The sequence below is a fragment of the Enterococcus sp. CWB-B31 genome (assembly GCF_020567645.1).
Lineage (GTDB): Bacteria > Bacillota > Bacilli > Lactobacillales > Enterococcaceae > Enterococcus_L.
On record NZ_JAJDJW010000006.1, the window covers coordinates 123,989 to 147,349 of the forward strand.

Consider the following 23,361-nt stretch of genomic DNA (forward strand, 5'->3'; position numbering starts at 1 on the left):
AGCATCGGTATTTCTATTTACACCTCAAAGCCCTCTGATTACCATGGTATCTATTCGACCGAACAGAGAGATTCTCCCTATTTTCCTGCTTAATTACTACAATGGACAGTGACGGTAAATTTGTTATTCTCTGTGAAGAAGATTTTTCTTTTGTATTGTTACATGCAGTAACAGGTGATTATTCAACAGTTGAAAAGCTTAACAAGTGTAAGAAGTCCTTTTCAAAAGTAGAAAAAAGAGATGGTTCTCTGCTGACCGAGCAAAGAACCACCTCTTTTAATTTTCCCTTTAACAGCAATTATTTAACTGTAACGATGCCAATTTCTGTATTTTCTGAAACAGCGCCCTTTTTAGCCAAAGTGATGCCGGAGACAGCTTCTCTATTTGTCATGACAACAACGATATCTGTTCCTTTTCCAGCTGCTTTAATCTGGTCCCAATCGACGTCAGCCAGCAATGTGTCAGAAGTGACTCTTTGTCCTTCTCTAACGTGTACAGTAAAAGGTTCGCCGTTTAATTCAACTGTATCCAATCCGATGTGAACGAGTACTTCCAGACCGGTATCTGTTAATATTCCGATGGCATGTTTAGTTTCAAAAATAGTTGTAATTGTTCCTGCAACCGGTGCAAATATTTTCCCGTTTACAGGTTTTACTGCAAAGCCGTCACCCATCATTTTTTGTGAAAATACAGGATCATTTACTTCAGTAATAGCAATAACTTCTCCTTCAGCAGGAGAGAACAGTGTTTCTTCTTTCAGTACAGCAGTTGCAGTAGTTTCTGCAGCTGCTAAATCAGCAGCGAAGCTCTGCGGTACATTACCGGCCATAGCCAGTTCATCTACGTATAGTTCACCTGTTTCTTCATCTGCTGGCTCCACTTTATTAAAAATTCCCTGGCGACGGAAGAGAATAGTCAGAAAGAACGGAAGGACAATGGCAATTGCCATAGAAATAATGAATGGCAGCCAATCTTGAACACGGATAGCAAGTATACCTGGAAGCCCTCCGACACCAATCGCATTTGCCCGAACGCCCATAAGGGTAGCGAACATCCCCGCCAATCCTGAGCCAATCATTGCTGCAACAAATGGATATACATATTTTAAGTTAATCCCGAACATCGCCGGCTCTGTGACACCAAGGTAACAGGAAATCATAGATGGGATAGAAATTTGCTCTTCTTTTTTATTGCCGCGGTGCAGGAAGATAATTCCCAAAACCGCTGATCCTTGAGCGATATTTGACAATGCGATCATTGGCCAAAGGTTCGTTGACTGGAAGTCGGCAATCAGCTGTGTATCGATGGCATTACTCATATGGTGAAGTCCTGTAATAACCAAAGGCGCATATAAGAAGCCGAAGACTGCTCCGAACAGCCAGTTAAGGGCAGACGTCAGCCCCGTGTTCACGACATTTGAAATAACGTTACCGATAGCCCAGCCGATGGGTCCCAAGATAACATGGGCTGCCAGAATAGTTGGGACTAAGGCAAAGAGCGGTACGAAAATCATTGAAATAGCTTGCGGGATAACTTTCCGGAAGAAAATTTCCAGATAAGCAAGCATAAATCCTGCCAGCATTGCCGGAATAACCTGTGCCTGATAACCAATCATCTGTACTTGTGCAAAACCAAAGTCCCAAAATGGAATATCGGCAGCAGCAGCACCCGCTACGCCATACGCATTCAAAAGCTGCGGTGAAACCAGTGTAATCCCCAAAACAATTCCCAGTATCTGTGTAGTTCCCATTTTTTTCGCAATACTCCAGGTAATTCCTACAGGAAGAAAATGGAAGATTGCTTCACCGGGAAGCCATAAAAATGAGTTGACACCATTCCAGAATGTGGAAGCTTCAGCAATGGTTTGTCCGCCCAAACCGCTGAATTGAATGCCTTCCAAAACATTTCTGAATCCAAGAATTAATCCCCCAACGATAATTGCTGGAATAATTGGAGTGAAAATCTCAGCCAATACACCTATTGCACGTTGAATCGGATTTAGATTTTGTTTTGCCGCTGCTTTTCCCTGTTCCTTGGAAACACCGTCAATACCTGAAACTGCAGAAAAATCGTTAAAAAATAATGGCACATCGTTTCCAATAATGACTTGAAATTGTCCGGCATTGGTAAACATTCCTTTGACACTTGGAATATTTTCAATTGCTTTTTCATCTGCCAGCGAAGGATCGTTTAAAACGAAACGCATACGAGTGGCACAATGACTGACAGCTGCAATATTTTCTTTCCCGCCAATATCCTTTAATAGCTGTTCAGCATCTGCTGAGTATTTACCCATCAGAAAAACCCCTTTCGTTAACTTGTATACACAAGTTGATTTATTTCGTTTTAATCATAACTGCTTATACAGGAAAATGCAAGCGTTTTACTTTAAAAGGAATATAGATTTTTTTTGGAGGAAATATCCCTTTTCGGTAAGATTTGTGACAGATGAAATAAATAATATTGATAATACTGATATATCAAGGGGATTTGTAGTTGTATAAATGGATTGAAGAGCCTCAAGTACAAAAATAAATAAGATAATAACGCTTGAAAAAGAAAGAATGGAATTGTATAATTGTTGGTGAACATGTATAGACAAGTTTCGGAGGGGTATCTTATGAATTATATAGAAATACACAAAGAAAATGAACAGCTGATGGTGTTAGTCGAAGGAAGAACGTTGACATTTTCAGGTCAACTGACGGTAGAAAACGCAGCAAACATTCGTGAAGAATTGAAAGGCAGTATTTTTGATGGGGGTATAATTAATTGGTCTGAAACTGAGTCTTTCATGGAATTTCAAGAAGTAGATAAATTTCGCCTGATATTAGAAGAAACATTGAATAAACCGATTATTTTTGCGTCAGCAGTTAAGGATTCTGTAGAGGCTTCACTGAAAGAGGAAGCAGAATACTGCAGCTGGAATTTAGTCTATCATGATTTTCGTACGGGAAAAGATGAGTATGCTGCTGAATCCTTATTAACCACTGGAAACGGATTTATTGGGTTAAGAGGCACAGTACCGGAAATGCGAATTACAAAAGATACCTATCCGGCGACATATCTTGCAGGGCTGTATAATACAGCCGAGTCACAGATAGAGGGTCAGATAATTAAAAATGAGGATTTTGTCAATGCGCCAAATCTGCAGTATATTTCGCTGGAAATTGATGGAGAAATAGTGAACTTCACGCAGGAAACAGTGAAATTTTTTAAACGAAGTTTGGATTTGCGAACCGGTTTGTTTGAAGCAGTAAGTATTCTGGAAACCTCTGCCGGAAGTCAGCTAAAAGTCACGGTGAAGCGTGTAGTCAGTATGGCCAATATGCATGAATACAGCTTGTCTTATGAAGTCATGCCCCTTAATTTCAATGGAAAAGTAACAATTACTACTGAAGCAGATGGAACAGTTTTTAACTATAACGTGGCTCGTTACCGCAGTCTGACAAAGCAGCATTTAAAAGTTACTGAGACTGCAGCAGAGGCAATGAGGAGCCGTTTACAGGCAAAAACACTAGAGTCGGCATTTACAATTGTTCAGGAAGCACAGCTTTTCAGCTCAACAATGGACCTGTCTGAACTGATCTCTGAAACAACGGATGAAAAGGTGATCCAATCGATGTCCGTCGAAATGGCGGAGGGTCAAAAGTACACACTTGAAAAAAGTGTAGCTGTCCATCTTTATAAAAAAGGGGAAGAACAAAAAAGCCATGAGTTTGAGGCTTTCGAAATTTCTGATTTTAATAGTATGTATAAAGCGTCTTCTGAAGTGTGGAAAGACTATTGGCAGGAAACAGCCATTATGGTTGAAGGGGATATGATGTCTGAAAAAATGCTGCATCTTCACACCTACCATATATTAGTTTCAGGTTCTCCAACAGCTAATCCAACTTTGGATGCTTCAATTACTGCTCGCGGACTGCATGGAGAAGCCTATCGAGGACATATTTTCTGGGATGAACTGTTTATTCTTCCGTTCTATATTATTCATTTTCCGGAAACAGCACGGCAGTTGTTGATGTATCGCTACAATCGTTTGCCTGCTGCCAAAAGCAGTGCTGCCAAAGCCGGTTATCAGGGAGCGATGTTCCCGTGGCAGTCCGGTTTGGATGGAACAGAGCAGTCACAGGAGCTGCATCTAAATCCGATCAGCGGTGAATGGGGAGAAGATCACAGCCGTCTGCAGCGTCATGTATCTTTGGCAATTGCCTATAATGTCTGGCTGTATAATAACAATACTGAAGATAAAGAATTCATGATTCATCATGGTATTGAATTGCTGATGGAAATTGCAAAATTCTGGTTGAGTATTGCAGCATATAACAATAAGACTGGGCGCTATTCAATTTCTGGAGTGATGGGTCCGGATGAATTCCATGAAGCGTATCCAGGCAGTAAAAAGGGTGGTCTGACAGACAATGCTTATACTAACATGATGGTCGTTTGGCTGTTTGAAGAAATCGAAGCATTGTATCTGAATTATTCTGCTGATGATTTAGCAGCAGCGCAGAAAAAAGCGGAAATGACCAGAGAGGATCTGGCTCAAATGAATCGTATCCGACATGACTTGAATCTGGAAATTAATTCGGAAGGGGTTATTGCTCAATTTGCCGGTTATTTTGATTTGAAAGAAATAGACTGGACTTACTATAAAGAAAAGTATGGAAATATCTATCGAATGGATCGTATTTTAAGTGCGGAAGGATGTTCGGCTGATGAATATAAGGTAGCTAAACAAGCTGATTCGTTGATGATTTTCTATAATTTCCGCAAAGATAAGGTGGATCAGATTTTAGCGGATATGGGCTATCAGCTGCCGGAGGATTATCTTGAGAAGAACTTGAATTATTATCTGGCCAGAACTTCTCATGGCTCAACGTTATCCAGAATAGTGCATTCTCAACTGGCCTCCATTGTTGAGGATAAAGAGCTTGCCTGGAACTTGTATCAGGAGGCGCTGTATTCAGATTATCAGGATATACAGGGCGGAACGACAGCGGAAGGCATTCATGCCGGAGTGATGGCTGCCACATTGTTTATTACACTAACAACTTTTGCCGGGATTGATATTCGTCAAAAGGAAGTTGCAATCCAACCGCAGCTGCCGGAAACATGGGAGAAATTGAAGTTCCGTTTAAATATTCGCGGGGTCCATTATCAACTGGTCATAGATAAAGAGAAGATTCAAATTGAAGCGGATCAGTCGGTAAGAGTCACTATTAAAGGAGAAACTGTTTCTCTGGAAAGTGGGCAATCGCAGCAACTTTTTTATGAAGGAGTCAGTGCCAAATGAGAAGAGGATTCATTTTTGATCTTGACGGGGTCATCACCGATACAGCAAAATACCACTATATAGCCTGGAAGGATTTGGGGGCAACCTTGGGCATTACCATTGACCCAGTATTCAATGAACAGCTGAAGGGAATCAGCAGGATGGACTCACTGGATCGGATTCTAGCTTATGGCGGAAAAGAAACTGTCTATTCCAAAGAAGAGAAAGAGCAGCTGGCGGAAAAGAAAAACGACCACTATGTAGAGTTGTTACAAACGTTATCTCCGGCAGATTTATTGCCGGGAGTGAAGGAGTTTATCAGTCAGGCAAAGGAAAGAAAAATCCCTTGTGCGATTGCTTCAGCTTCGAAAAATGCCCCGGTAATTTTAGAAAAGCTGGGAGTAACCGGATATTTCAGCTATATTGTAGATCCAGATACTCTAAATCGTGGGAAGCCTGATCCAGAGATATTTCTAAAAGCAGCAGAAGCATTAGCTGTACAGCCTCAGGAAGCTGTTGGTTTTGAGGATGCTCAGGCAGGCATTGACGGAATCAATGCCGCAGGGATGTATGCGGTGGGTATTGTCGAAAATGAAAAACTTTTAGGCGCTGATCAGCTGGTTTATCGGCTGGATGAATTGGCTATCGATGAGTTGCTGAAGAAATAAGCTGGAGCTAATGATTTCAGACCTTTTACAATGACAAGATTTGGAAAATTCTATCATTGTGAAAGGTTTTTCTTTTTAAATTATTTGGGAAATATTTTTTGAAACGGCTCTCATAGCTGTAATAAAAGGATATACAAGGGTTGCAGTTTAATTTCAGAGACATTATAATAACTATCGACGGAGGTAGGAGATAGTATGAATAAGTTTAATGAGATTTTCCTTGATCTGGAAAAGAAAATTTTGGCAGATGAGTATCCTGCACATTCCCTTTTACCAAGTGAGAATCAGTTAATACAAATTTACGGTGTTTCGAGAGAGACGATTCGTAAAGCGTTGAATTTGTTATTGAATGCCGGATATATTCAAAAAAAACAGGGGAAAGGCTCTATTGTTTTGGACTTGAATCGTTTTGATTTTCCGATTGCCGGTCTGACTAGTTATAAAGAGCTGAAAGAAGCACAGCGAATCCCCAGTGAAACGATTGTTCGTGTGTTGGAAGAGGTTCCTGTGACGGAGAAGTTAAATGAAAAAACCGGCTGGCCGGTGGGAGATCCCGTTTGGAAATTGATTCGACAGCGAAAAATTGATGGTGAAGTAGTTATTTTGGATAAGGATTATTTGTTAAAATCTGTGATTCCGGATTTGCCTGAAGACAGAGCGGAAGATTCAATCTATGACTATTTTGAGAATGATCTGTCACTGGATATTTCCTATGCGCAAAAAGAGATCACTGCTGAACCGGTAACACAGGAAATGCAGGAGCTGATGACACTCCATGGCGACAGTCATGTGGTTGTTGTCCGCAGCCTAGTGTATCTGGAAAATACTAATTGTTTTGAGTATACTGAATCTATTCATCGACTGGATAAATTCCGTTTTATAGAATTTGCCCGACGCAGAAAAGGTTAGAATCTGTCTGAAAATTTTAGTGGCGACTCTGTTCAGAAAACTAGATATGGGCTGGTGTATGGATCGAATTAAAACTAAGTGATTCTTCTAATCCAAGAAATGTGAAGCATATCCAATAGTGTTACATATGAGAATGCTGAATATGCGATGAGCATTTGTCAAAAGTACAGGAGTAAGTTATGCAAACGAGCCTTAGATATGCGCCACTATAAATTAACAGTGATTGTCATGCATTTAGCATTCTGCTGGATCAAGGGTCAGATGCCGTTTAAAGGTTGAATGTTAACATATTCAAAGCTTGTCGTTCGCATACAGCTATCTCTTTACATATGGAATAAATTTTGACCAATTAATCCCTATCAGAGCTGCGTATACCATCTTACTAGATTATTTATCTTAGTGAGACTGGCAATTCTGCTAACTGACTTTCTACTACAGAAAAATCTTGTATCTACGAGTCTCACACTGCTTAATTCTTGATACAAACGTATTTTCTCAATAGTTTTCAGACAGACCGCCAACAAAGAGAGGCGAACTCCGAAACTTTTTTCGGAGTTTTTGTGCTGAATGAGTACAAAGAATTAATTATTTAATTCTATTTAAGGGGTCAGAAAGATTCTCTTTTAGATCAATTTTCTATATAATAGTAAGTAATGTAAAAAGTTATATAGACAGAAAGGCGAAAAGATGAATTTTAAAGAGATACTAAATAAAGACAGCGTTCGTCCTTATGCGCTGACAGCACGTTTTGGCATTGAAAAAGAGAGTCAGAGAGTGACATTGGACGGTCAGCTGGCTCAAACAGATCATCCTTCAGTACTAGGCAATCGTTCCTATCATCCGTATATTCAAACGGATTTCAGTGAAACACAGGTGGAACTGATTACCCCTGTTGCAGATTCGATTACTGAGGTTATGCGTTATCTTGCAGCGATTCATGATGTGACCATTCGTTCGATGAATAGAGAGGAAATGCTGTGGCCAATGAGTATGCCGCCGAAACTTCCGGAAAATGAGCGGGACATCAAAATTGCAAAGCTAGATCAGTATGAAGGGATTCTTTACAGACGCTATTTGGCTAGAGAGTATGGAAAAAGAAAACAAATGGTCAGCGGGATTCACTTTAATTTTGAATATGCAGAAAGCTTAATTTTTCAAATGTATCATGTACAGGAAGAGGCTAAGTCAATTGAAGAGTTTAAAAACATTCTTTATATGAAGGCGTCACGTAATTATCTTCGTTACCGCTGGCTGATTACGTATTTATTTGGTGCCTCGGTTGTTAGTGAGCCGGGGTACTTTACGGCTAAAGAAGAGCATCCCGCAGAGCCGGTAAGAAGTCTGCGCAACAGTTCTTTTGGCTATCGGAATAGGGAGAATGTCCGTGTGTCCTATGAAACGCTGGAAGGGTATATTGATGATATTCAAACGATGGTGGAAAATGGGATTCTGTCCGAAGAGAAGGAGTTTTACGCTCCAGTCCGGTTGAGAGGCGGAAAATCCATGGCAGATTTGCCGCAGACCGGCATTCGTTATATTGAATTGAGGAATATTGATTTAAATCCGTTCGCACCCTTTGGTATCGACGAAGAAATGCTTGAATTTATGCATTTATTTATGCTGTTTTTACTATGGACAGATGAAAAAGAAAGTGCAGATGAATGGGTAGCAACCGGTGAGTTGTTGAATGAACAGGTAGCGCTGGGGCATCCTTTTTCAACAGTGAATATATTGGCTGAGGGTGACAGGCTTTTCTCTGAAATGATTGAAATGGTTACTGAATTAGGAATTTACGGTAAAAAAGAAATGCTGACAACCTATCATGAACAGCTAAGAATGCCTGAAATGACTATTTCAGGTAAAATGTGGACAATCATTGAAGCAAATTCTAACCATGAACTGGGAATTGTTTATGGAAAAGAATACCATTTACTAGCTTTTGAGCGTCCCTATCAGCTTGCCGGGTTCAGAAATATGGAGTTATCCACACAGCTGTTTCTTTTTGATGCAATTCAGAAGGGGCTGGAAATAGATATTCTTGATGAGCAGGAACAGTTCCTGAAATTGAAGCATGGAAGGCATATTGAGTATGTGAAGAATGCGAATATGACCAGTAAAGACAGTTATATTGTTCCTTTGATTATGGAAAATAAAACAGTCACAAAAAAGGTGTTGGAACAGGCTGGCTTTCGTGTGCCAGGTGGGGAGGAGTTTTCTTCAATTGAAGAAGCAGAACGGGCATATTTAAGATATGAGAAGCAGGCATTTGTTGTAAAGCCAAAATCGACAAATTATGGGCTTGGGATATCTATCTTTAAAGACGGTGCTTCAGGGAAAGATTATGTGGAAGCCTTGAACATTGCGTTTAAGGAAGATGACTCTGTTCTCGTTGAAGAATTTATGCCGGGAACAGAATATCGATTTTTTGTGTTGGATAATGAAGTAAAAGCTATTTTGCTGCGCATTCCTGCTAATGTTGTGGGAGACGGTGTCCGGTCAATAGAAGAGCTGGTTGCAGAAAAGAACCTTCATCCTTTAAGAGGCAGCAACCATCGGGCGCCTTTAGAGCTGATCCAGCTAGGTGAATTGGAGCGGCTGATGCTGAAGGAACAGAATCTGGTGGTGAATGCTGTACCTGAAAAGGGAAGAGTGGTTTATCTGAGAGAAAATTCTAATATCAGTACCGGCGGCGATTCCATTGATGTGACGGATCAGTTTGATGAAAGTTATAAGAAGCTTGCTGTAGAAGCTGTGGCAGCATTAGGGGCTAAAATATGCGGAATTGATTTAATCATTCCCGATAAATCTATTCCGGCTGATAAAAAAAGCAATACTTATGGAATTATCGAAGCTAATTTCAATCCGGCAATGCATATGCATATATACCCTTATTCTGGAGTGGGTCGTCATTTGACAATGGATGTGTTGAAATTATTGTATCCAGAGTTGTTTGAGTGAATAAGTCAACCTCAAAAAAACAGAAATCTGTTTAAATAGGTCTTCAGTAAAATAGAAGGAGGTCGGGACAAACACTCATGAGGGCTAACGCCCTCACCAAACAGAATGAAAAGAAAAAAACGATCGACCTACACGCTATTTCCTGTCATACTAAAGAGGACAGAAGAGCGTGTAGGTCGATTTTTTTGAATCGCTTCATTATTTGAATTCTGTGTTGTAGCCCCATGTGTTGGCTGATATGAAAGTGATCTGCGACAATGGAAGCATTAGGAAACAGCTCCTTTACTAACGTACGATAGGGACTGTAAAAATCAGTAACGACTAAACAAACGTGTGCATGCTCTTTCCTAGAATAACGGGAAAAGTAAGTGCGTAATGAAAGCAATCCTTACAGAAAAAGCGCTGCTTTTTAAGAGAGAGCAGGGTTTTGCAGTTACTGGCATCATTGAGTAAGAGAGTGACTTTTTTTCAGCCCCATTTGATAATGGTCTGCTTGTTCTTCGCTTGACAGTGAGAGCAGCACTGATGGTTATCAAGAAAAACGAGGAGGACAAGCTTTCCGTCGCTCTATTCATGAACGTACCAATGACTATACCTTATTTGCAGAGGAGTTTGGTCACCTTGAATGTAATACTATCGTCGGTCAGAAACATAAAAGTACAGTCACTACCTCAGTTGAATGTCTATCAAAAGTGATTATCATATTAAAGCCATCTGAACGACAGGTAAAAGATATTGAAAACAGATTAGATTATTGGTTTCAGTTTGTACCTAAAAATCTATTCAAATCGATCACTTTTGATTGTAGAAAAGAATTTTCAAATTGGAAGAAAATTAGCAATAATAATGACAGTGATATTTATTTTGCAGATTCATGAACGTCTTCTCAACGAGGGTTGAATGAGAATTCTAACGGTTTATTGCGTAAAGATGGTTTATCAAAAGCTATGGACTTTAATTTAGTGGACGAAACCTTTATTCAATCAGTAACATCCAAGAGAAATAATATCCCAAGAAAATCGTTGAATTAATAAAACACCATTTAGAAGTATTCTTGAATTACGTTAGTAACAATGATTTGTCTATCTTAATTTGATATTTGAGATTTTTAAGTTATAAATAAAAAATATATTGATATTCAAAGTGATTTAAAGTAATCTAAAAGTTAGAAGGAGAGATGTTGATTATAATTGAATTAGTTGATGTTAATAAAATTATTGAGGATACATTAATTCTTAACAAAATAAATCTTTCAATTGCAGATGGAGAATTTGTTTTTGTTGTTGGGAAAAGTGGTTCTGGAAAAACAACACTTTTGAAAACATTATCTTTCGAAAAGAGGATTAGCAAAGGCGAGATTTTTTTCAATGAGAAACTGATGAATCAAAATAATCAATTGGAAATGAGGAATTATAAGAGAAATATCGGTTTTATTTTTCAAGATTTCCGATTAATTCAAAGCTTGAATGTGTTCGAAAATGTAGCGTATCCATTAGAAATACAAGGAATCTACACTGGGAAAGAAGTTAAAAAGCGAGTGTTGGATGCTTTGGAAGCGGTTGATTTAGTTGGTTTGAAAAAAAGATTTTCTAATCAATTGTCAGGTGGTGAAAAGCAGAGAGTAGCAATTGCTCGAGCATTAGTTGGAAATTTTAAAATACTCATTGCTGATGAACCCACAGCTAATTTAGATCCAAGTAATGCAAATGAGATAATGAATTATTTAAATAAGGTAAACGCATTAGGCCAAACAATTATTATGGCTACCCATAATTCAAGAATAGTTAATCAGCTAAATTCTAGGGTTATTGAATTAGATAACGGAAAAATAATAAGGGATGAAAAAAATGGACAATACTATAAAGAATAAACATTATGTTATCTATGTCAAAAATTTTTTTTATAGAAGCTTGAAAATTAGATGTAGGGCAGCTAAAGAAACATTCTATAGTGACATTGCAACATTGATTTTTTTCTTTTTTGAATTTCTACTGCTACACTTGTTCAATCTTTTTCGTGTCATTTCTAAAACAAGGGAAAAATCAACTAATAATTCACCAGTTAATGAGTTACAGGCTGTAAATAAAGAACCTGATTTAAATTTTTTATTGTTAACAGTAAAAACGAGCTTATTTATGTTTATCGTTGGATTATTAATTTTGGGAATTTTTCGATATTTTGTTTATCTGAGTCAAAAGATTATTATTCAAAAGGATGATATTGAGACAAAACTTCTATTAGGGGCTACTCCTGTTTACGTTTCTTTTGAAATGATAGTTGAAGTATTGTTTGGTCTACCTTTTTTGGGGACTATAGGGTATCTACTGTCTAGAATGGCTATAAATAAATTTGTCTTTTTACTAGGGAATATGTTTCCAATCGGACATTTATTTAAGGATAGCATTCCTATTTTTAGCATAGAAACAATACTCTGGTCTATCTCGGGAATGGTAGTAGTGTTCATAATTAGTGTATTTTTTGTTAATAAAAGCATATTAAGAGTTATTAACTAAATCAAAGATATTGTTGGATTTAAGAATACTAGATTGTCAAAAATTTTTAAATCTTTATCAATAAATAAATTTCAATCGCACTGAGTTCTTGCTTCAAGTCATGAAGTGTTGGAATTCGTCTGTTTAAGCACTGCTGGGTAATCACATTAATTTCAATTTCGGCAATATTCAGCCAGTTCCCGTGTTTGGGTGTATGATGAATTATCTAAGCGCTGTGCAAGTTCCAGTGCAAAGCCATTATACAAGGAACTGATACTATGGGTGTTCAAGTTATCTGTTACTAAGCGAATTCGTTTTGCCTTGGGATAGTATAGGGTTACCAGTTCCTTTATTTTTTCTGCCCAGACCTGTTTCTTTCGTGTTTGTTGAGCACTGACATGGCGCCAGCCAGTGAGGGGTAAAATATTGAATACTCCTTTGCGCTCGTATTCGTAGTCCTATTTTTGTATCTACCCACCCTTCATAGGTAACGGGTCAATGACATAATAACTGGTAGGGCTTCTCCGTCCATACAAATGAGTGGACAGTCCGGGTCATATGGACGAGCGTAGGCTTCCATGATGTTTTCCATGGCTGTGACAAAATGTCCGGACTCTTTTTTAGAAATACACCATTGCTTTTTTTAGTGAGGCTTAAGTTGTGTTTTTTACAGGACACGAATGGTTTTTCTGCTAACAGATTCTACGAGGTTCAATTTCACTCAGATTGACCTGATATTTTTGATTCATGGAATTACTCACTTTTTTTGGTTTTTATCCTAAAAAAACAAAAATATAATGTTGTCAAGATGCTAGTGTTGGTAAAAGAAATACGCTAGAGAAAGCAAACAGGGAGGAAATCTATGTCATCCTGCTTGCTTTTTCAGTGTTGCTTTTGGTTTCTTCTTGAGGAAATAGGTTCTTCTATACAAAAAGATCCGCTCTCTGAAATTGGTGAAGTTGTGAAACCCATAGGTCATTCGCTTCAATACTTTACTATGATTATTGAGACATTCTAAGGGACCGTTCGAATAAGGAAATCTTTGATAGGCTCGGATAGAGACATCTTGAAACACTTCTTTAGGTCGGTTTTGGTTGACTTTAATTCTAACGGATTTCAAGAGGTCTTTTCTGTTTTTTTCAAAAAGAAAAAGTACAGTGAATGGCACCTCACCAATACTAGATAGTATAGAGACTTTTTTTGATGTACTGCAATGTAACGAAGGAGTTTTCTTTTGCTTCTTTTGTCAATTTTTCCTAAAAGAAATAGTTGATAAAATCTAAAAAGTGCTTTATTTTTTTTAAAAAGAGAGTATAGTAAGCAATGGATAATTTACAGAAAGAAGATGAAATGATGAAGAAAAAGATTTTAGCAATGACCGTATTAATTGGAGTGAGTGTTTCTATCACAGGCTGCGGAACAGAAAAAACAACCGCTTCACAATCAGAATCAAGCACTGCAGCTGTTACAGAAAGCAGTGAGAAAAAGGAAGCCGAAGAGCACCTTGATTATGATGATCAGGAAAATTGGGAGTTTACAGCGGGAGATATGCAGTCCCCAATCGATATTCCAAGCAGCAAGGCAGAAGCAATAATGCCGGATAAAGGAACAATTGAGCTGGATTATGGAATAGATATCACCAAAGCAGAGAATAACGGTCACAGTATTCAATTTACTGCTGGTGGTGAAGCAGTGATAAATGGTCGTAATTTTACTCTGACACAATTTCATTTTCATGCAGAAAGTGAACATACAGTTGATGGAGAGCATTATCCTTTAGAAGCGCACTTTGTTAACATTGCCCAAGATGGGCGTATTGCTGTAATTGGCGTGTTCTTTAAAGAAGGAGCTGAAAACAAAGGATTTCAGGAAGCTCTTGACGATGTTAATAATGAAAAAACAGATCCTATCACTGATTTGGAGGATATGATTCCGGCAAATAAAAGCTACTACCATTACCTTGGTTCTTTAACTACTCCGCCATTAAATGAAAATGTAGAATGGTATGTAATGAAGAATCCTGTAGAAGTATCAGCAGAGCAGATTGAATCGTTTAAAAAATTGTATTCTCACAACAATAGAGAAACACAGCCGCTGAATGAACGGGTGATACTTGAATATACAGAATAAATAAGACAGCATTATTGAAACAGCTGGTTTCTCTGGGATTTTGTAAGAGGAACTAAGCTGTTTTTTTATTTTTAATGTTGATTAGAGTCTAAATCATCCATCTCTTTGAAGGTAAAAAAAGAAAGTATTAAAACAGATGGGGAACGATGAATACAAGGAAATTAGGCTGCAGGAAGAAAATTATTTGTGAGAGACATACACTTGAAAAGTGGGAAAAAAGCTAAAAGCGGCGTTTTCGTACCAACTGATTTCCTCCCTCGGTCCCATTATATTCTCTATAATTTATGGTACACTAAAAAAGATTTAGCTGATGAGCTGAAGAAAATTTTGTTGGCAGAGCTGCAGATTTAGAAGTAAGCTTGTGATAAGAACAGGCTGAAGAAACAGCTTTGGAAGAAACGTAAAGCTGAGACTATCGGATGCGTTGAGTGGAGGGAAAAGCTTATGAAAAAGATATTTATTGTTGAAGATGAAAGACAGATTGTTGAAACATTGTCTGCTTATCTGAAAAAATGGAACTTTGAGGTACTCGCAGTTGAAAATTTCCAATATGTACTGGCTGAGTTTGAGGCTTTCCAGCCGGATTTGGTAATTTTGGATATTTCATTGCCTTTTTATAATGGTTATCACTGGTGCACAGAAATTCGCAAACAGTCAGCTGTTCCAATCGTTTTCCTGTCTTCTGCCAGTGATAATATGAATATTGTTATGGCAATGAACATGGGTGGGGATGACTTTATTGCAAAACCCTTTGACCTGGAAGTGCTTGTCGCAAAAATTCAGGCAATTATGCGAAGAAATGTTGTGATGGTAGAAGTTCGGACATTGAACTATGGCGACTATATCCTGAATCTTGAGGATTTTGAAGTTTGCTGTAGAGAACAATGTGTTCCCGTGACAATGAATGAGACAAAAATTTTAGATATGCTGTTTCGACAGCCGGAAAAAGTAGTGCCGAAAGAGCTGATTATGGAGAAGCTTTGGGAAAATGAAGCGTTTGTCGACAGCAACACGCTTTCGGTGAACATAGCGCGACTTAGAAAGAAAGTCAGTGATATAGGACTGGATGTATTTATTCAAACGCAAAAGGGGAAAGGGTACTATCTCGGAAAGGAAGAATGACATGAGAGTGTTTATTCGTTATCTGTTGGATCAGAAGATTGCACTTTTGACATACATGGGATTTATTTTAATTTTTGGCGTAACGTTTTTCCTTCATGATATTCCTTTTGAAGCGTATAGTGATGCGCTGCTGTTTTCCTTTTTTCTGCTGGCAGTCATTGCCGCAGTACAATTCTATCGATATTATTCAAAACATCAGCAGCTGGACGGCAGAAAGAAAGCTGTAAAGCTTCATGTGCTGGATAGGAAACGCGGCAGTACATTGCTTGAAGAGGATTATGAAGAAATGCTGCACAGTCTAGATAAAGAATACCGGCAGGAGATTGGGGAATCTAAGCGAATTAACCACAAGCTGATGGACTATTACAGCATGTGGAGTCACCAGATTAAAACACCATTGGCTGTTTTGAATTTAAAAATGCAGGAAAATCAGCTGGATCATACAGTGCTAAAACAGGAATTGTTTAAAATTGATCAGTATTTGGACATGATGCTTCAGTATTTGCGTCTAAATCATACAGAGACTGATTTTGTTTTTGAGACGATAGACATTGATCGTCTCATTAAAGAGACGGTAAAAAAGTATGCAACGTTTTTTATTTATCAGAATCTATCGTTTTCTTTTCAGGAGACCAAGCAGTCGGTTATCAGTGATAAAAAGTGGCTGCAGTTTGTAGTGGAGCAGATTTTGATAAATGCAATTAAGTATACCAAACGCGGCGGTATTCGTATTTATGCCAATCCCGAGAATTCAAAGGAGCTTATTATTGCAGATAGCGGTATCGGAATTTTGCCTGAGGATAGACAGCGAATATTTGAAAAAGGGTATACAGGGTATAACGGACATAATCATCAAAAAGCATCGGGACTTGGATTGTATATGAGTGACGAAGTAATGAGAAGTCTGGGTCATACTATCCATATTACGTCGGAGGTTGGTAAAGGGACAAAGGTCTGGCTGGATTTGAGCCAGCATCTCTATCAAATTGAATGAACCTTACAGCATTGTAAGTATGGCAGCTAAAGTGTAAGTAGTCTTTGGCTGCTGTTTTGTTTAATATGGGAAATGAGAAACAGCCGATTACTCAAATGAGGCAGAGGAGGACATACTATGGCAATACTTGAAGTGACACACTTACAAAAAATTTATCAGACCCGCTTTGGCGGAAATCAGGTAACTGCGCTGAAAGATATTTCTTTTCAAGTAGAAGAAGGAGAATACATAGCAATTATGGGGGAATCAGGATCAGGGAAGAGTACCCTGCTTAACATCCTGGCAACATTGGATATACCGACACAAGGATCGGTATTATTGAAGGGAAAAGATATTACAGAAATTCCTGAAGGGAATTTGGCAGCGTTTCGGAGGGAGAACCTCGGCTTTGTTTTTCAAAACTTTAATTTGCTGGATAATTTTTCTGTGAAGGATAATATCTTTTTGCCGTTGGTACTGTCGAAAGCAGCAGTCAGTGAGATGGAGAGACGCTTATTTCCTTTAGCTGAGATTCTGGGAATTGGAGAGCTTCTGGAAAAATATCCCTATGAAATTTCAGGAGGACAGCAGCAGCGGGTGGCAGTAGCAAGGGCATTGATCACGAAGCCGCAGGTTGTTTTAGCAGATGAGCCTACAGGAGCCTTGGATTCTAAAAGTTCAGAAAACCTGCTGACGCTTTTTCAGGAGATTAACCAGCAGAATCAGACGATTTTAATGGTAACCCACAGTGCACTTGCTGCCAGTAGAGCAAATCGAATTCTATTTGTGAAAGACGGCCAGATTTTCCATCAGGTGTACAGAGGGCAGAAGACAAATGAACAATTGCTGGATGAAATATCTAAAACAATGACGACACTGTTGGCGAAGGGGTGATGGAGATGCTGTACCTACGTTTAGCATACAATAATTTAAAGAAGAACCGAACTGTCTATCTTCCTTTTATTCTGGCGACGGTGTTTACAGTTATTTTAAATATTATCATGCAGGTGATGCTTCATAATGAAGGAATGAATACTCTCCCGCAGGCAATGTCTGTAAAAATGATGTTTAGTCTGGGAAGCAAAATCATCATGATTTTTTCGGTGATTTTTACTTTCTACACGCATAGTTTTCTGATTAAACGAAGAAAGAAGGAACTGGGACTCTATAACATTCTGGGAATGGATAAAAAAAATCTGACAGTGATGATGCTGTTTGAAAATTTCTATGTATTTTTACTTGTTATGGTTGGGGGAATAGTCTCAGGAATTATTTTTTCTAAATTAACGTTTTTAATATTAAAAAAGATAACAGCATTTGGGGACGAATTTGACTTTGATTTATCTTTTTCCTCTGTACTAAGAGTTCTGCTGTTGTTTACCGGAATTTTCTTAAGTACCTTTCTTTATGATATGTGGCAGGTAAGGAAAACAAAGCCGATTGAATTGTTGGAGCAGGCGAAATCGGGAGAGAAGGAGCCGAAAGCTAAATGGCTGTTTGCTCTGATAGGGATTATTTGTTTAGGCAGCGGATATGCTATTTCGTTGACTATTCAATCCCCTTTGGAAGCGTTGACGCAATTTTTTATCGCAGTAATTCTGGTCATTATCGGGACATACAGCTTATTTGTAACCGGCAGTATTACTATTTTGAAATTGCTGAAGCGGAACAATTCGTTCTATTATAAACCGTCTAATTTTATTTCTGTTTCAGGAATGATTTTTCGAATGAAGCAAAATGGTGCAGGACTGGCAAGTATTTGTATCCTTTGTACAATGGCGCTGGTAACCATCTCTTCAACAGTTTCTCTTTATGTGGGGCGGGAGGACATCATTCGCAACAGAAATCCATTTCAAAATACAATAGAGACCGTACTGCCCATAGAGGAAGTAAAAGAATCATTGTATGCTGCTGCGGAAGCTCATAACCTTTCTGTGGAGGATTTGCAATATGTTCATTCATCACAGGGAATCATTATGTTCAAGGCTAAGGAAGATACATTTGTTCCGGCTAAAGAAACACTTAGCAACTATAAAGATATGAGAGGATTCCAATTACTTAAACTAAGCGAGTATAACCGCGTGGAAGGAGAGAACATTGAACTAACTGGAAAAGACATTCTGCTATATCCTCTCTACGGAGACTATACGTCACAAGAGTTTAAAATCGGAACGCAGGTCTTTCTTGTGAATGAGGTGTTGGATAATTTCAGTATGGCGCCTAAAACAGAGGATGAAAGCTCAAACTCTTTTCTAATGTTTGTTTCAGACGAAAGATATGACGAGATCCTCGCAAAAATTATTGAAGATTTTCAGGACAGTTCTTATACTGTTACTGCTGATTCAGAGAGTACTATTAGCTTTCAACTGGATGGTTCCTTGGAGCAGCGGCTGAAAATGACAGAGGCTTTAAGAACAGAGTTGAGAGCAAAAGCCGGAGAAGAAGAGGATGTGACTGTTTCTTCTATAGATGAGGACAGAGAAGAGAACCGCATTGTATTAGGGGGATTTCTGTTTATTGGAGTGATTTTTGGGCTGAGCTTTATCATCGCGACAACTCTGATTATCTTCTATAAACAAATTTCAGAAGGAAATGATGATCACAATCGTTTTGAAATTATGCAGAAGGTTGGGCTTAGCCGCAAAGAAGTTCATAAAACAATTCAGTATCAGATCTTGCTGGTTTTCTTCCTGCCAATTACAGTTGCAGTCATTCATCTGACTTTTGCTTTTCCGATGATCAGGAAACTGCTTGTTCTGTTTGGTCTGACGAATACGTCATTACTGCTGTTGACGACGGCAGTCTGTATTGCAGTCTTTGCTCTGAGCTACTTCATTATCTACTGGCGAACTTCTAAGGTTTATTATCGACTGGTAGAACGATGAGAGGCAGATTTAAATTGAGTTCGAAAGAAATCAAGGGGATTTCTTTCGGACTTTTTTGTATGCTAGCTATGGAGGGGGGATGCCATCTCCATTATCTAATTTTTCATCTTGACATGGGAACATTCCCATATTCTACAATTATCTTATAAAAGACAGAAATGGAGTGTTTACATGAAGATTATCGTTGAAAGCGATTTCAATTCGATGAGTGAAACAGCAAAAAATATTTTATTGGGTCATATGGCAAAAGCCGGGCGAGTGAATCTGTCTATTACTGGAGGAAATACACCAGTGAAGGTCTATAAAAAAATGGTTAAGGTGGTCAAGGGAAGTTCCAATTATGATAATGTTCACTACTATAATTTTGATGAGATTCCTGTAGAGGGTCAAAAAGAAGGAGTAACTATGAGTGATTTAAGAAGGCTGTACTTAACACCTGCAGGAATTGATGAAAAAAACATCCATCCTTTGACACTTGAAAATTACGAAACACAGGACCGCTCAATAGAAGAAGCTGGCGGATTGGACGCAATGCTGATTGGTTTGGGTAAAGATGGACATTTCTGCGGCAATATGCCGGGAACAACCACCTTTAACACTCTTACACACAAAGTAACTGTTACAGGAGAAGAGTCTTGGTTTGTTCCGGAGATGATGGAAAAAGGCTTGGAATTTGTAACGATGGGACCAGTCAGTGTCATGCGAGTGAAGCATCTTGTATTGATTGTTAATGGTGCAGAGAAAGCTGAGATGGTTAGCCAAGTACTAACAGGCCCGATAGGAGAAGATCGACCAGCTTCTATTTTGCAGCTGCATCCTAATTTAACTGTTATTCTGGATAAGGAGGCAGCAGGAGCATTGTAAGTGTTAATAAAAGAATCTATTACATAAATAACGAGGTTGTGACAGAAGTGTTCTGTCTCAAGAAATAAGTCGGACTATACGAAAATAGCTACTCATATTTTCAGTATAGTTCGACTTATTTCCAGAACTGCTGTCTCTACGAGTCTAACGATTCTCGAGACAAAACATTACGCTGTATCCGTTTTTCTGCGTCTACGGTTCTCACTTCGTTCCGATCCTCGAAGCATGGAGGGGCTTTGGAACACCGTTTATTCGGTTTTAGAGATCTCAGACATACTTATGTCACAGTCCCGTTATTTATGTATATGTTGCTAAGCTCTATTCTTTTTTTGGGAAGAATAGAGCTTTTGCCGGAAATCTTTCCTGACTGCTGCAGCCTATTTAAACAAATTCTTCCAAAAGCTTTTTTTCTGTTCGGCTTCTTTTGTATCCTGTTTGTCGTCAGACTGCGGATATTTCTTTTCAATATCGATTTCTTCTTCATCTACTGCTTCTGAGGCGGCAATAATCAGACCTAATGACTGATTTCCGCTGTTTTCTGCTTCACTCACAATTGTAAAGCGATTTCCCTGTGCTTTAATTAGTTTTATATAGGTAGTTTGTAGGGAGATGTCCATTTTTCCGTTCAACAGGACAGTACCGTCAGAATACTTTTTCAGCTCTGTCAGAAAGTTTTTTCTATCGGTTTGATTTTTCATTTGAGCGATAGTCATCGTGACATAGCAGCGTTCTTTAAAAGTTCCCATGTATTTTTTTTGTTCATCTGGCTTGATCCTGGGTGTGCCGTAAAGGGAACTGTCCAGGTGTTTTTGCAGTTCATCTGTCATAAAAAAGCTCCTTTCGTTTGTTACCCGTATTGGACTCTATTATGGAAGCAGAGTACACAAGTCCTCAATAAGCTTTTCTTTTTCGGTTTCTTTCAGTCCTTTTGTCATGGTTATACAAATAGTAAAATGATGAAAATACTTATGTAAAATCTACTCAAACATAGAATCATTCTCTTGAAGTATAGCATAAAAAGTTTATATATTGGGATTTATGTACTACTATCCGAAGTAGGTCAATTGATTACTAAAAATAAGAATATACCGAAAAATAGTTGCTTTTCCGAAAAATATCACATAAACTAGTTGTTAAGAATGAAAATCATTCTCAATTAGAAAAAGGAGCTCATGCATGAAAAAAGTAGGTCTATTTCTGTTTATACTCCTTTTAGCATTGCTATCGATTTTTGTTGGTGTGAAGGATATTTCTTTTACCCAGCTTTTCCAATGGGATTCTGAACAGAAGCTGGTGTTGCTGACCACTCGGATTCCCAGAACAGTCAGTTTAATGATTGCAGGAAGTACGATTAGTATTTCTGGATTGATTATGCAGCATTTAACGCAGAACAAATTTGTTTCGCCAAGTACAGCGGGAACAATGGATAGTGCACGACTCGGGATACTGGTTGTCATGATTTTCTTCCCCACGGCACCGCTGCTGTTTCGTTCATTAATCGCTTTTTTGTTTGCTTTTGGCGGTACATTGATTTTTCTTTCGCTGACACGGTTCTTACCATCGAAGAATCAGGTGATGATTCCGTTGATTGGTGTGATGTTCGGAAATATCGTCGGTTCGATTGCGACTTTTTTTGCCTATCAGTTTCAATTGGTTCAAAATATGTCTTCCTGGCTGCAGGGAAATTTTTCCACAGTTATGAAGGGCAGCTATGAGCTGATTTATCTAACCCTTCCGTTGTTAGTCATCGTATATTTTTTTGCCTATCGCTTTACGATTGCTGGTATGGGGGAAGACATGTCACATAGTGTTGGTTTGAATTATCGGCAGACACAGCTTCTAGGTTTGAGTATTGTGGCATTGTCAAGTGCAGTTGTTCTGATTATGGTGGGAAGCATTCCTTTTCTGGGTGTTATTATTCCGAATCTGGTATCGATGCGTTATGGAGATCATATGAAGAATACTTTGTGGATTACGGCAGTTGGCGGCAGTATTTTTCTGCTGATTTGTGACGTAGCAGCACGTATTGTTATTGCGCCTTATGAAATCCCAGTTAGTGTCGTTGTTGGTGTTATTGGCAGTCTGATCTTTATCTTCCTTTTATTAAGGAGGAGGACAGCTTGAAAAAAATAGTGAAGTCTCCCATTACGACATTCGTATTATTGGGAATCGGAGTCGTTCTTATCTGTTTCTTTTATTTAACCTATAAAACCTATGGGAACTGGTCGTTTGCGCTTGCCTTACGAGGGAAAAAACTAGCGGCATTTGCTTTGGTGGGTATCGGCTCAGCGTTTGGAACCATCAGCTTTCAGACAATGACACAGAATCATTTTCTGACTCCGAATATTTTAGGTCTGGATTCGTTGTATGTCTTCATTCAAACCACACTGTTTTTCTTTTTAGGAGGGCAGGCAATATTAGGGAAAGAATCATTGCCTCAATTTTTGGGAAATATTCTGTTGATGATGAGTATCAGCGTACTGCTTTCAAAATTTCTGCTTGGCAGAGGGAAAAATGATCTTTTTCTGTTGCTGATGATTGGGATGATTGCCGGAACGTTTTTCAGCAGTATCAGTACCTTTCTTCAAGTAGTGATGGACCCGAATGAATATGATTTGCTGCAGGGGAAACTTTTTGCCAGCTTCGGCAATGTAAATAGTCATTATCTGCTGATTGCAGTTGGTTTAATGGTCATTTTTGCGGGATTTTTGTGGAGTCAAAGTCATTCACTGGATGTTCTTCATCTGGGAAATGATCAGGCAACAAATCTGGGAATTGATATTTCAAGGTTTCAATTGCTGATTTTGATTGCAGTCAGCGGGATTGTGGGTCTTTCGACTGCTTTAGTTGGACCGGTGACTTTTTTAGGATTTATTGTTGCGAATATGAGCTATCAGCTGATGGGCACATATCGTCACAGAGAGCTGTTTATCTGCGGCAGCCTGCTGTCGATCTTCCTGCTGGTATCCGGTCAGTTTTTGGTTGAACAGGTTTTTGCATTAAATACAACACTGAGTATTGTCATTGAATTTGGCGGCGGTGTTTACTTTATCGGGAAAATAATTCATGAAAGGAAGCAGTAGAA

Annotated in this window: 16 protein-coding genes and 3 pseudogenes; 15 read left to right on the forward strand and 4 right to left on the reverse strand. The window is 38.6% G+C overall.

The genetic code is table 11. The features are described 5' to 3' along the window. Nucleotides 1-298 precede the first annotated feature (298 nt). Nucleotides 299-2,296, reverse strand: a complete 1,998-nt coding sequence (treP, locus tag LI954_RS07915; protein ID WP_202065377.1) for a PTS system trehalose-specific EIIBC component — start codon at nt 2,294-2,296, stop codon at nt 299-301. 324 nt (nt 2,297-2,620) lie between these two features. Here treP and LI954_RS07920 point away from each other — a divergent pair, with 324 nt between their 5' ends. The 4 genes from LI954_RS07920 (at nt 2,621) to gshAB (ending at nt 9,810) form a co-directional block, all read left to right on the forward strand. Then, complete coding sequence (locus LI954_RS07920) at nt 2,621-5,296, forward strand: glycoside hydrolase family 65 protein (protein WP_229444121.1); 2,676 nt, start codon at nt 2,621-2,623, stop codon at nt 5,294-5,296. Beyond that, nucleotides 5,293-5,943 (forward strand): beta-phosphoglucomutase, encoded by a 651-nt coding sequence (gene pgmB, locus LI954_RS07925; protein ID WP_229444122.1) that lies wholly within the window; start codon nt 5,293-5,295, stop codon nt 5,941-5,943. The genes LI954_RS07920 and pgmB overlap by 4 nt, the downstream gene beginning before the upstream one ends. A 195-nt stretch (nt 5,944-6,138) precedes the next feature. Beyond that, nucleotides 6,139-6,852: a trehalose operon repressor gene (gene treR, locus LI954_RS07930; protein ID WP_202065364.1), complete on the forward strand. Its 714-nt coding sequence runs from the start codon at nt 6,139-6,141 to the stop codon at nt 6,850-6,852. Between the two features lie 687 nt (nt 6,853-7,539). Then, the gene (gshAB, locus tag LI954_RS07935) at nt 7,540-9,810 is read left to right on the forward strand and encodes a bifunctional glutamate--cysteine ligase GshA/glutathione synthetase GshB (RefSeq protein WP_229444123.1); all 2,271 of its coding nucleotides are present in this window, start codon (nt 7,540-7,542) and stop codon (nt 9,808-9,810) included. A 175-nt stretch (nt 9,811-9,985) separates the two neighbouring features. Here gshAB and LI954_RS16215 read toward each other — a convergent pair. After that, nucleotides 9,986-10,329, reverse strand: a pseudogene (locus LI954_RS16215) (transposase); the annotation flags it as partial. Nucleotides 10,330-10,334: 5 nt separating this feature from the next. On the opposite strand from LI954_RS16215, the pseudogene LI954_RS07945 reads away from it, so the two are divergent. The 3 genes and pseudogenes from LI954_RS07945 to LI954_RS07955 all read left to right on the forward strand — a co-directional run. Continuing rightward, nucleotides 10,335-10,906 (forward strand): annotated as a pseudogene (locus LI954_RS07945) (IS30 family transposase); the annotation flags it as partial. Nucleotides 10,907-10,987: 81 nt separating this feature from the next. Continuing rightward, on the forward strand, nt 10,988-11,680 hold the full coding sequence (locus LI954_RS07950) for a cell division ATP-binding protein FtsE (protein ID WP_229444124.1): 693 nt from the start codon (nt 10,988-10,990) through the stop codon (nt 11,678-11,680). After that, the gene (locus tag LI954_RS07955; protein ID WP_202065346.1) at nt 11,658-12,323 is read left to right on the forward strand and encodes a hypothetical protein; all 666 of its coding nucleotides are present in this window, start codon (nt 11,658-11,660) and stop codon (nt 12,321-12,323) included. Before LI954_RS07950 ends, LI954_RS07955 begins: the two co-directional genes overlap by 23 nt. An 844-nt stretch (nt 12,324-13,167) precedes the next feature. On the opposite strand, the pseudogene LI954_RS07960 reads toward LI954_RS07955, so the two are convergent. Beyond that, a pseudogene (locus LI954_RS07960) lies at nt 13,168-13,359 on the reverse strand (transposase); the annotation flags it as partial. A gap of 266 nt (nt 13,360-13,625) precedes the next feature. On the opposite strand from LI954_RS07960, the gene LI954_RS07965 reads away from it, so the two are divergent. The 6 genes from LI954_RS07965 to LI954_RS07990 all read left to right on the forward strand — a co-directional run bounded on the left by LI954_RS07965 (nt 13,626) and on the right by LI954_RS07990 (nt 20,276). Further along, nucleotides 13,626-14,432, forward strand: coding sequence for a carbonic anhydrase (locus LI954_RS07965; protein WP_229444125.1), 807 nt, complete (start codon nt 13,626-13,628; stop codon nt 14,430-14,432). Nucleotides 14,433-14,876: 444 nt separating this feature from the next. Beyond that, nucleotides 14,877-15,554, forward strand: a complete 678-nt coding sequence (locus LI954_RS07970) for a response regulator transcription factor (protein ID WP_202065344.1) — start codon at nt 14,877-14,879, stop codon at nt 15,552-15,554. A 1-nt stretch (nt 15,555) separates the two neighbouring features. After that, nucleotides 15,556-16,548 carry a sensor histidine kinase gene (locus tag LI954_RS07975; RefSeq protein ID WP_229444126.1) on the forward strand — a complete coding sequence of 331 codons (993 nt, stop codon included), beginning with the start codon at nt 15,556-15,558 and terminating at the stop codon, nt 16,546-16,548. Between the two features lie 117 nt (nt 16,549-16,665). Continuing rightward, complete coding sequence (locus LI954_RS07980; protein ID WP_202065342.1) at nt 16,666-17,421, forward strand: ABC transporter ATP-binding protein; 756 nt, start codon at nt 16,666-16,668, stop codon at nt 17,419-17,421. 5 nt (nt 17,422-17,426) lie between these two features. Further along, a complete protein-coding gene (locus tag LI954_RS07985) occupies nt 17,427-19,412 on the forward strand; it encodes an ABC transporter permease (RefSeq protein WP_229444127.1) in 1,986 nt (661 codons plus the stop codon). A 171-nt stretch (nt 19,413-19,583) separates the two neighbouring features. Next, the gene (locus LI954_RS07990; RefSeq protein ID WP_229444128.1) at nt 19,584-20,276 is read left to right on the forward strand and encodes a glucosamine-6-phosphate deaminase; all 693 of its coding nucleotides are present in this window, start codon (nt 19,584-19,586) and stop codon (nt 20,274-20,276) included. Nucleotides 20,277-20,653: 377 nt separating this feature from the next. Here the strand turns inward: LI954_RS07990 and LI954_RS07995 are convergent, their stop codons facing one another. Beyond that, nucleotides 20,654-21,103 (reverse strand): YueI family protein, encoded by a 450-nt coding sequence (locus tag LI954_RS07995; protein WP_202065337.1) that lies wholly within the window; start codon nt 21,101-21,103, stop codon nt 20,654-20,656. A gap of 349 nt (nt 21,104-21,452) precedes the next feature. On the opposite strand from LI954_RS07995, the gene LI954_RS08000 reads away from it, so the two are divergent. Continuing rightward, entirely contained in the window at nt 21,453-22,400 is a 948-nt protein-coding gene (locus LI954_RS08000; protein ID WP_229444129.1) for an ABC transporter permease, read from the forward strand. Then, nucleotides 22,397-23,359: an iron chelate uptake ABC transporter family permease subunit gene (locus LI954_RS08005; RefSeq protein ID WP_229444130.1), complete on the forward strand. Its 963-nt coding sequence runs from the start codon at nt 22,397-22,399 to the stop codon at nt 23,357-23,359. Before LI954_RS08000 ends, LI954_RS08005 begins: the two co-directional genes overlap by 4 nt. Nucleotides 23,360-23,361 lie beyond the last annotated feature (2 nt).

Bases quoted from the DNA above. Each gene is read 5' to 3' on its own strand.
- treR (WP_202065364.1), top strand. From the start codon at position 6,139: ATGAATAAGTTTAATGAGATTTTCCTTGATCTGGAAAAGAAAATTTTG.
- LI954_RS07950 (WP_229444124.1), top strand. From the start codon at position 10,988: ATGTTGATTATAATTGAATTAGTTGATGTTAATAAAATTATTGAGGAT.
- LI954_RS07980 (WP_202065342.1), top strand. From the start codon at position 16,666: ATGGCAATACTTGAAGTGACACACTTACAAAAAATTTATCAGACCCGC.
- LI954_RS07970 (WP_202065344.1), top strand. From the start codon at position 14,877: ATGAAAAAGATATTTATTGTTGAAGATGAAAGACAGATTGTTGAAACA.
- pgmB (WP_229444122.1), top strand. From the start codon at position 5,293: ATGAGAAGAGGATTCATTTTTGATCTTGACGGGGTCATCACCGATACA.
- gshAB (WP_229444123.1), top strand. From the start codon at position 7,540: ATGAATTTTAAAGAGATACTAAATAAAGACAGCGTTCGTCCTTATGCG.
- LI954_RS07955 (WP_202065346.1), top strand. From the start codon at position 11,658: ATGGACAATACTATAAAGAATAAACATTATGTTATCTATGTCAAAAAT.
- LI954_RS07975 (WP_229444126.1), top strand. From the start codon at position 15,556: ATGAGAGTGTTTATTCGTTATCTGTTGGATCAGAAGATTGCACTTTTG.
- LI954_RS07990 (WP_229444128.1), top strand. From the start codon at position 19,584: ATGAAGATTATCGTTGAAAGCGATTTCAATTCGATGAGTGAAACAGCA.
- LI954_RS07920 (WP_229444121.1), top strand. From the start codon at position 2,621: ATGAATTATATAGAAATACACAAAGAAAATGAACAGCTGATGGTGTTA.
- treP (WP_202065377.1), bottom strand. From the start codon at position 2,296: ATGGGTAAATACTCAGCAGATGCTGAACAGCTATTAAAGGATATTGGC.
- LI954_RS07985 (WP_229444127.1), top strand. From the start codon at position 17,427: ATGCTGTACCTACGTTTAGCATACAATAATTTAAAGAAGAACCGAACT.
- LI954_RS08000 (WP_229444129.1), top strand. From the start codon at position 21,453: ATGAAAAAAGTAGGTCTATTTCTGTTTATACTCCTTTTAGCATTGCTA.
- LI954_RS07965 (WP_229444125.1), top strand. From the start codon at position 13,626: ATGGATAATTTACAGAAAGAAGATGAAATGATGAAGAAAAAGATTTTA.
- LI954_RS07995 (WP_202065337.1), bottom strand. From the start codon at position 21,103: ATGACAGATGAACTGCAAAAACACCTGGACAGTTCCCTTTACGGCACA.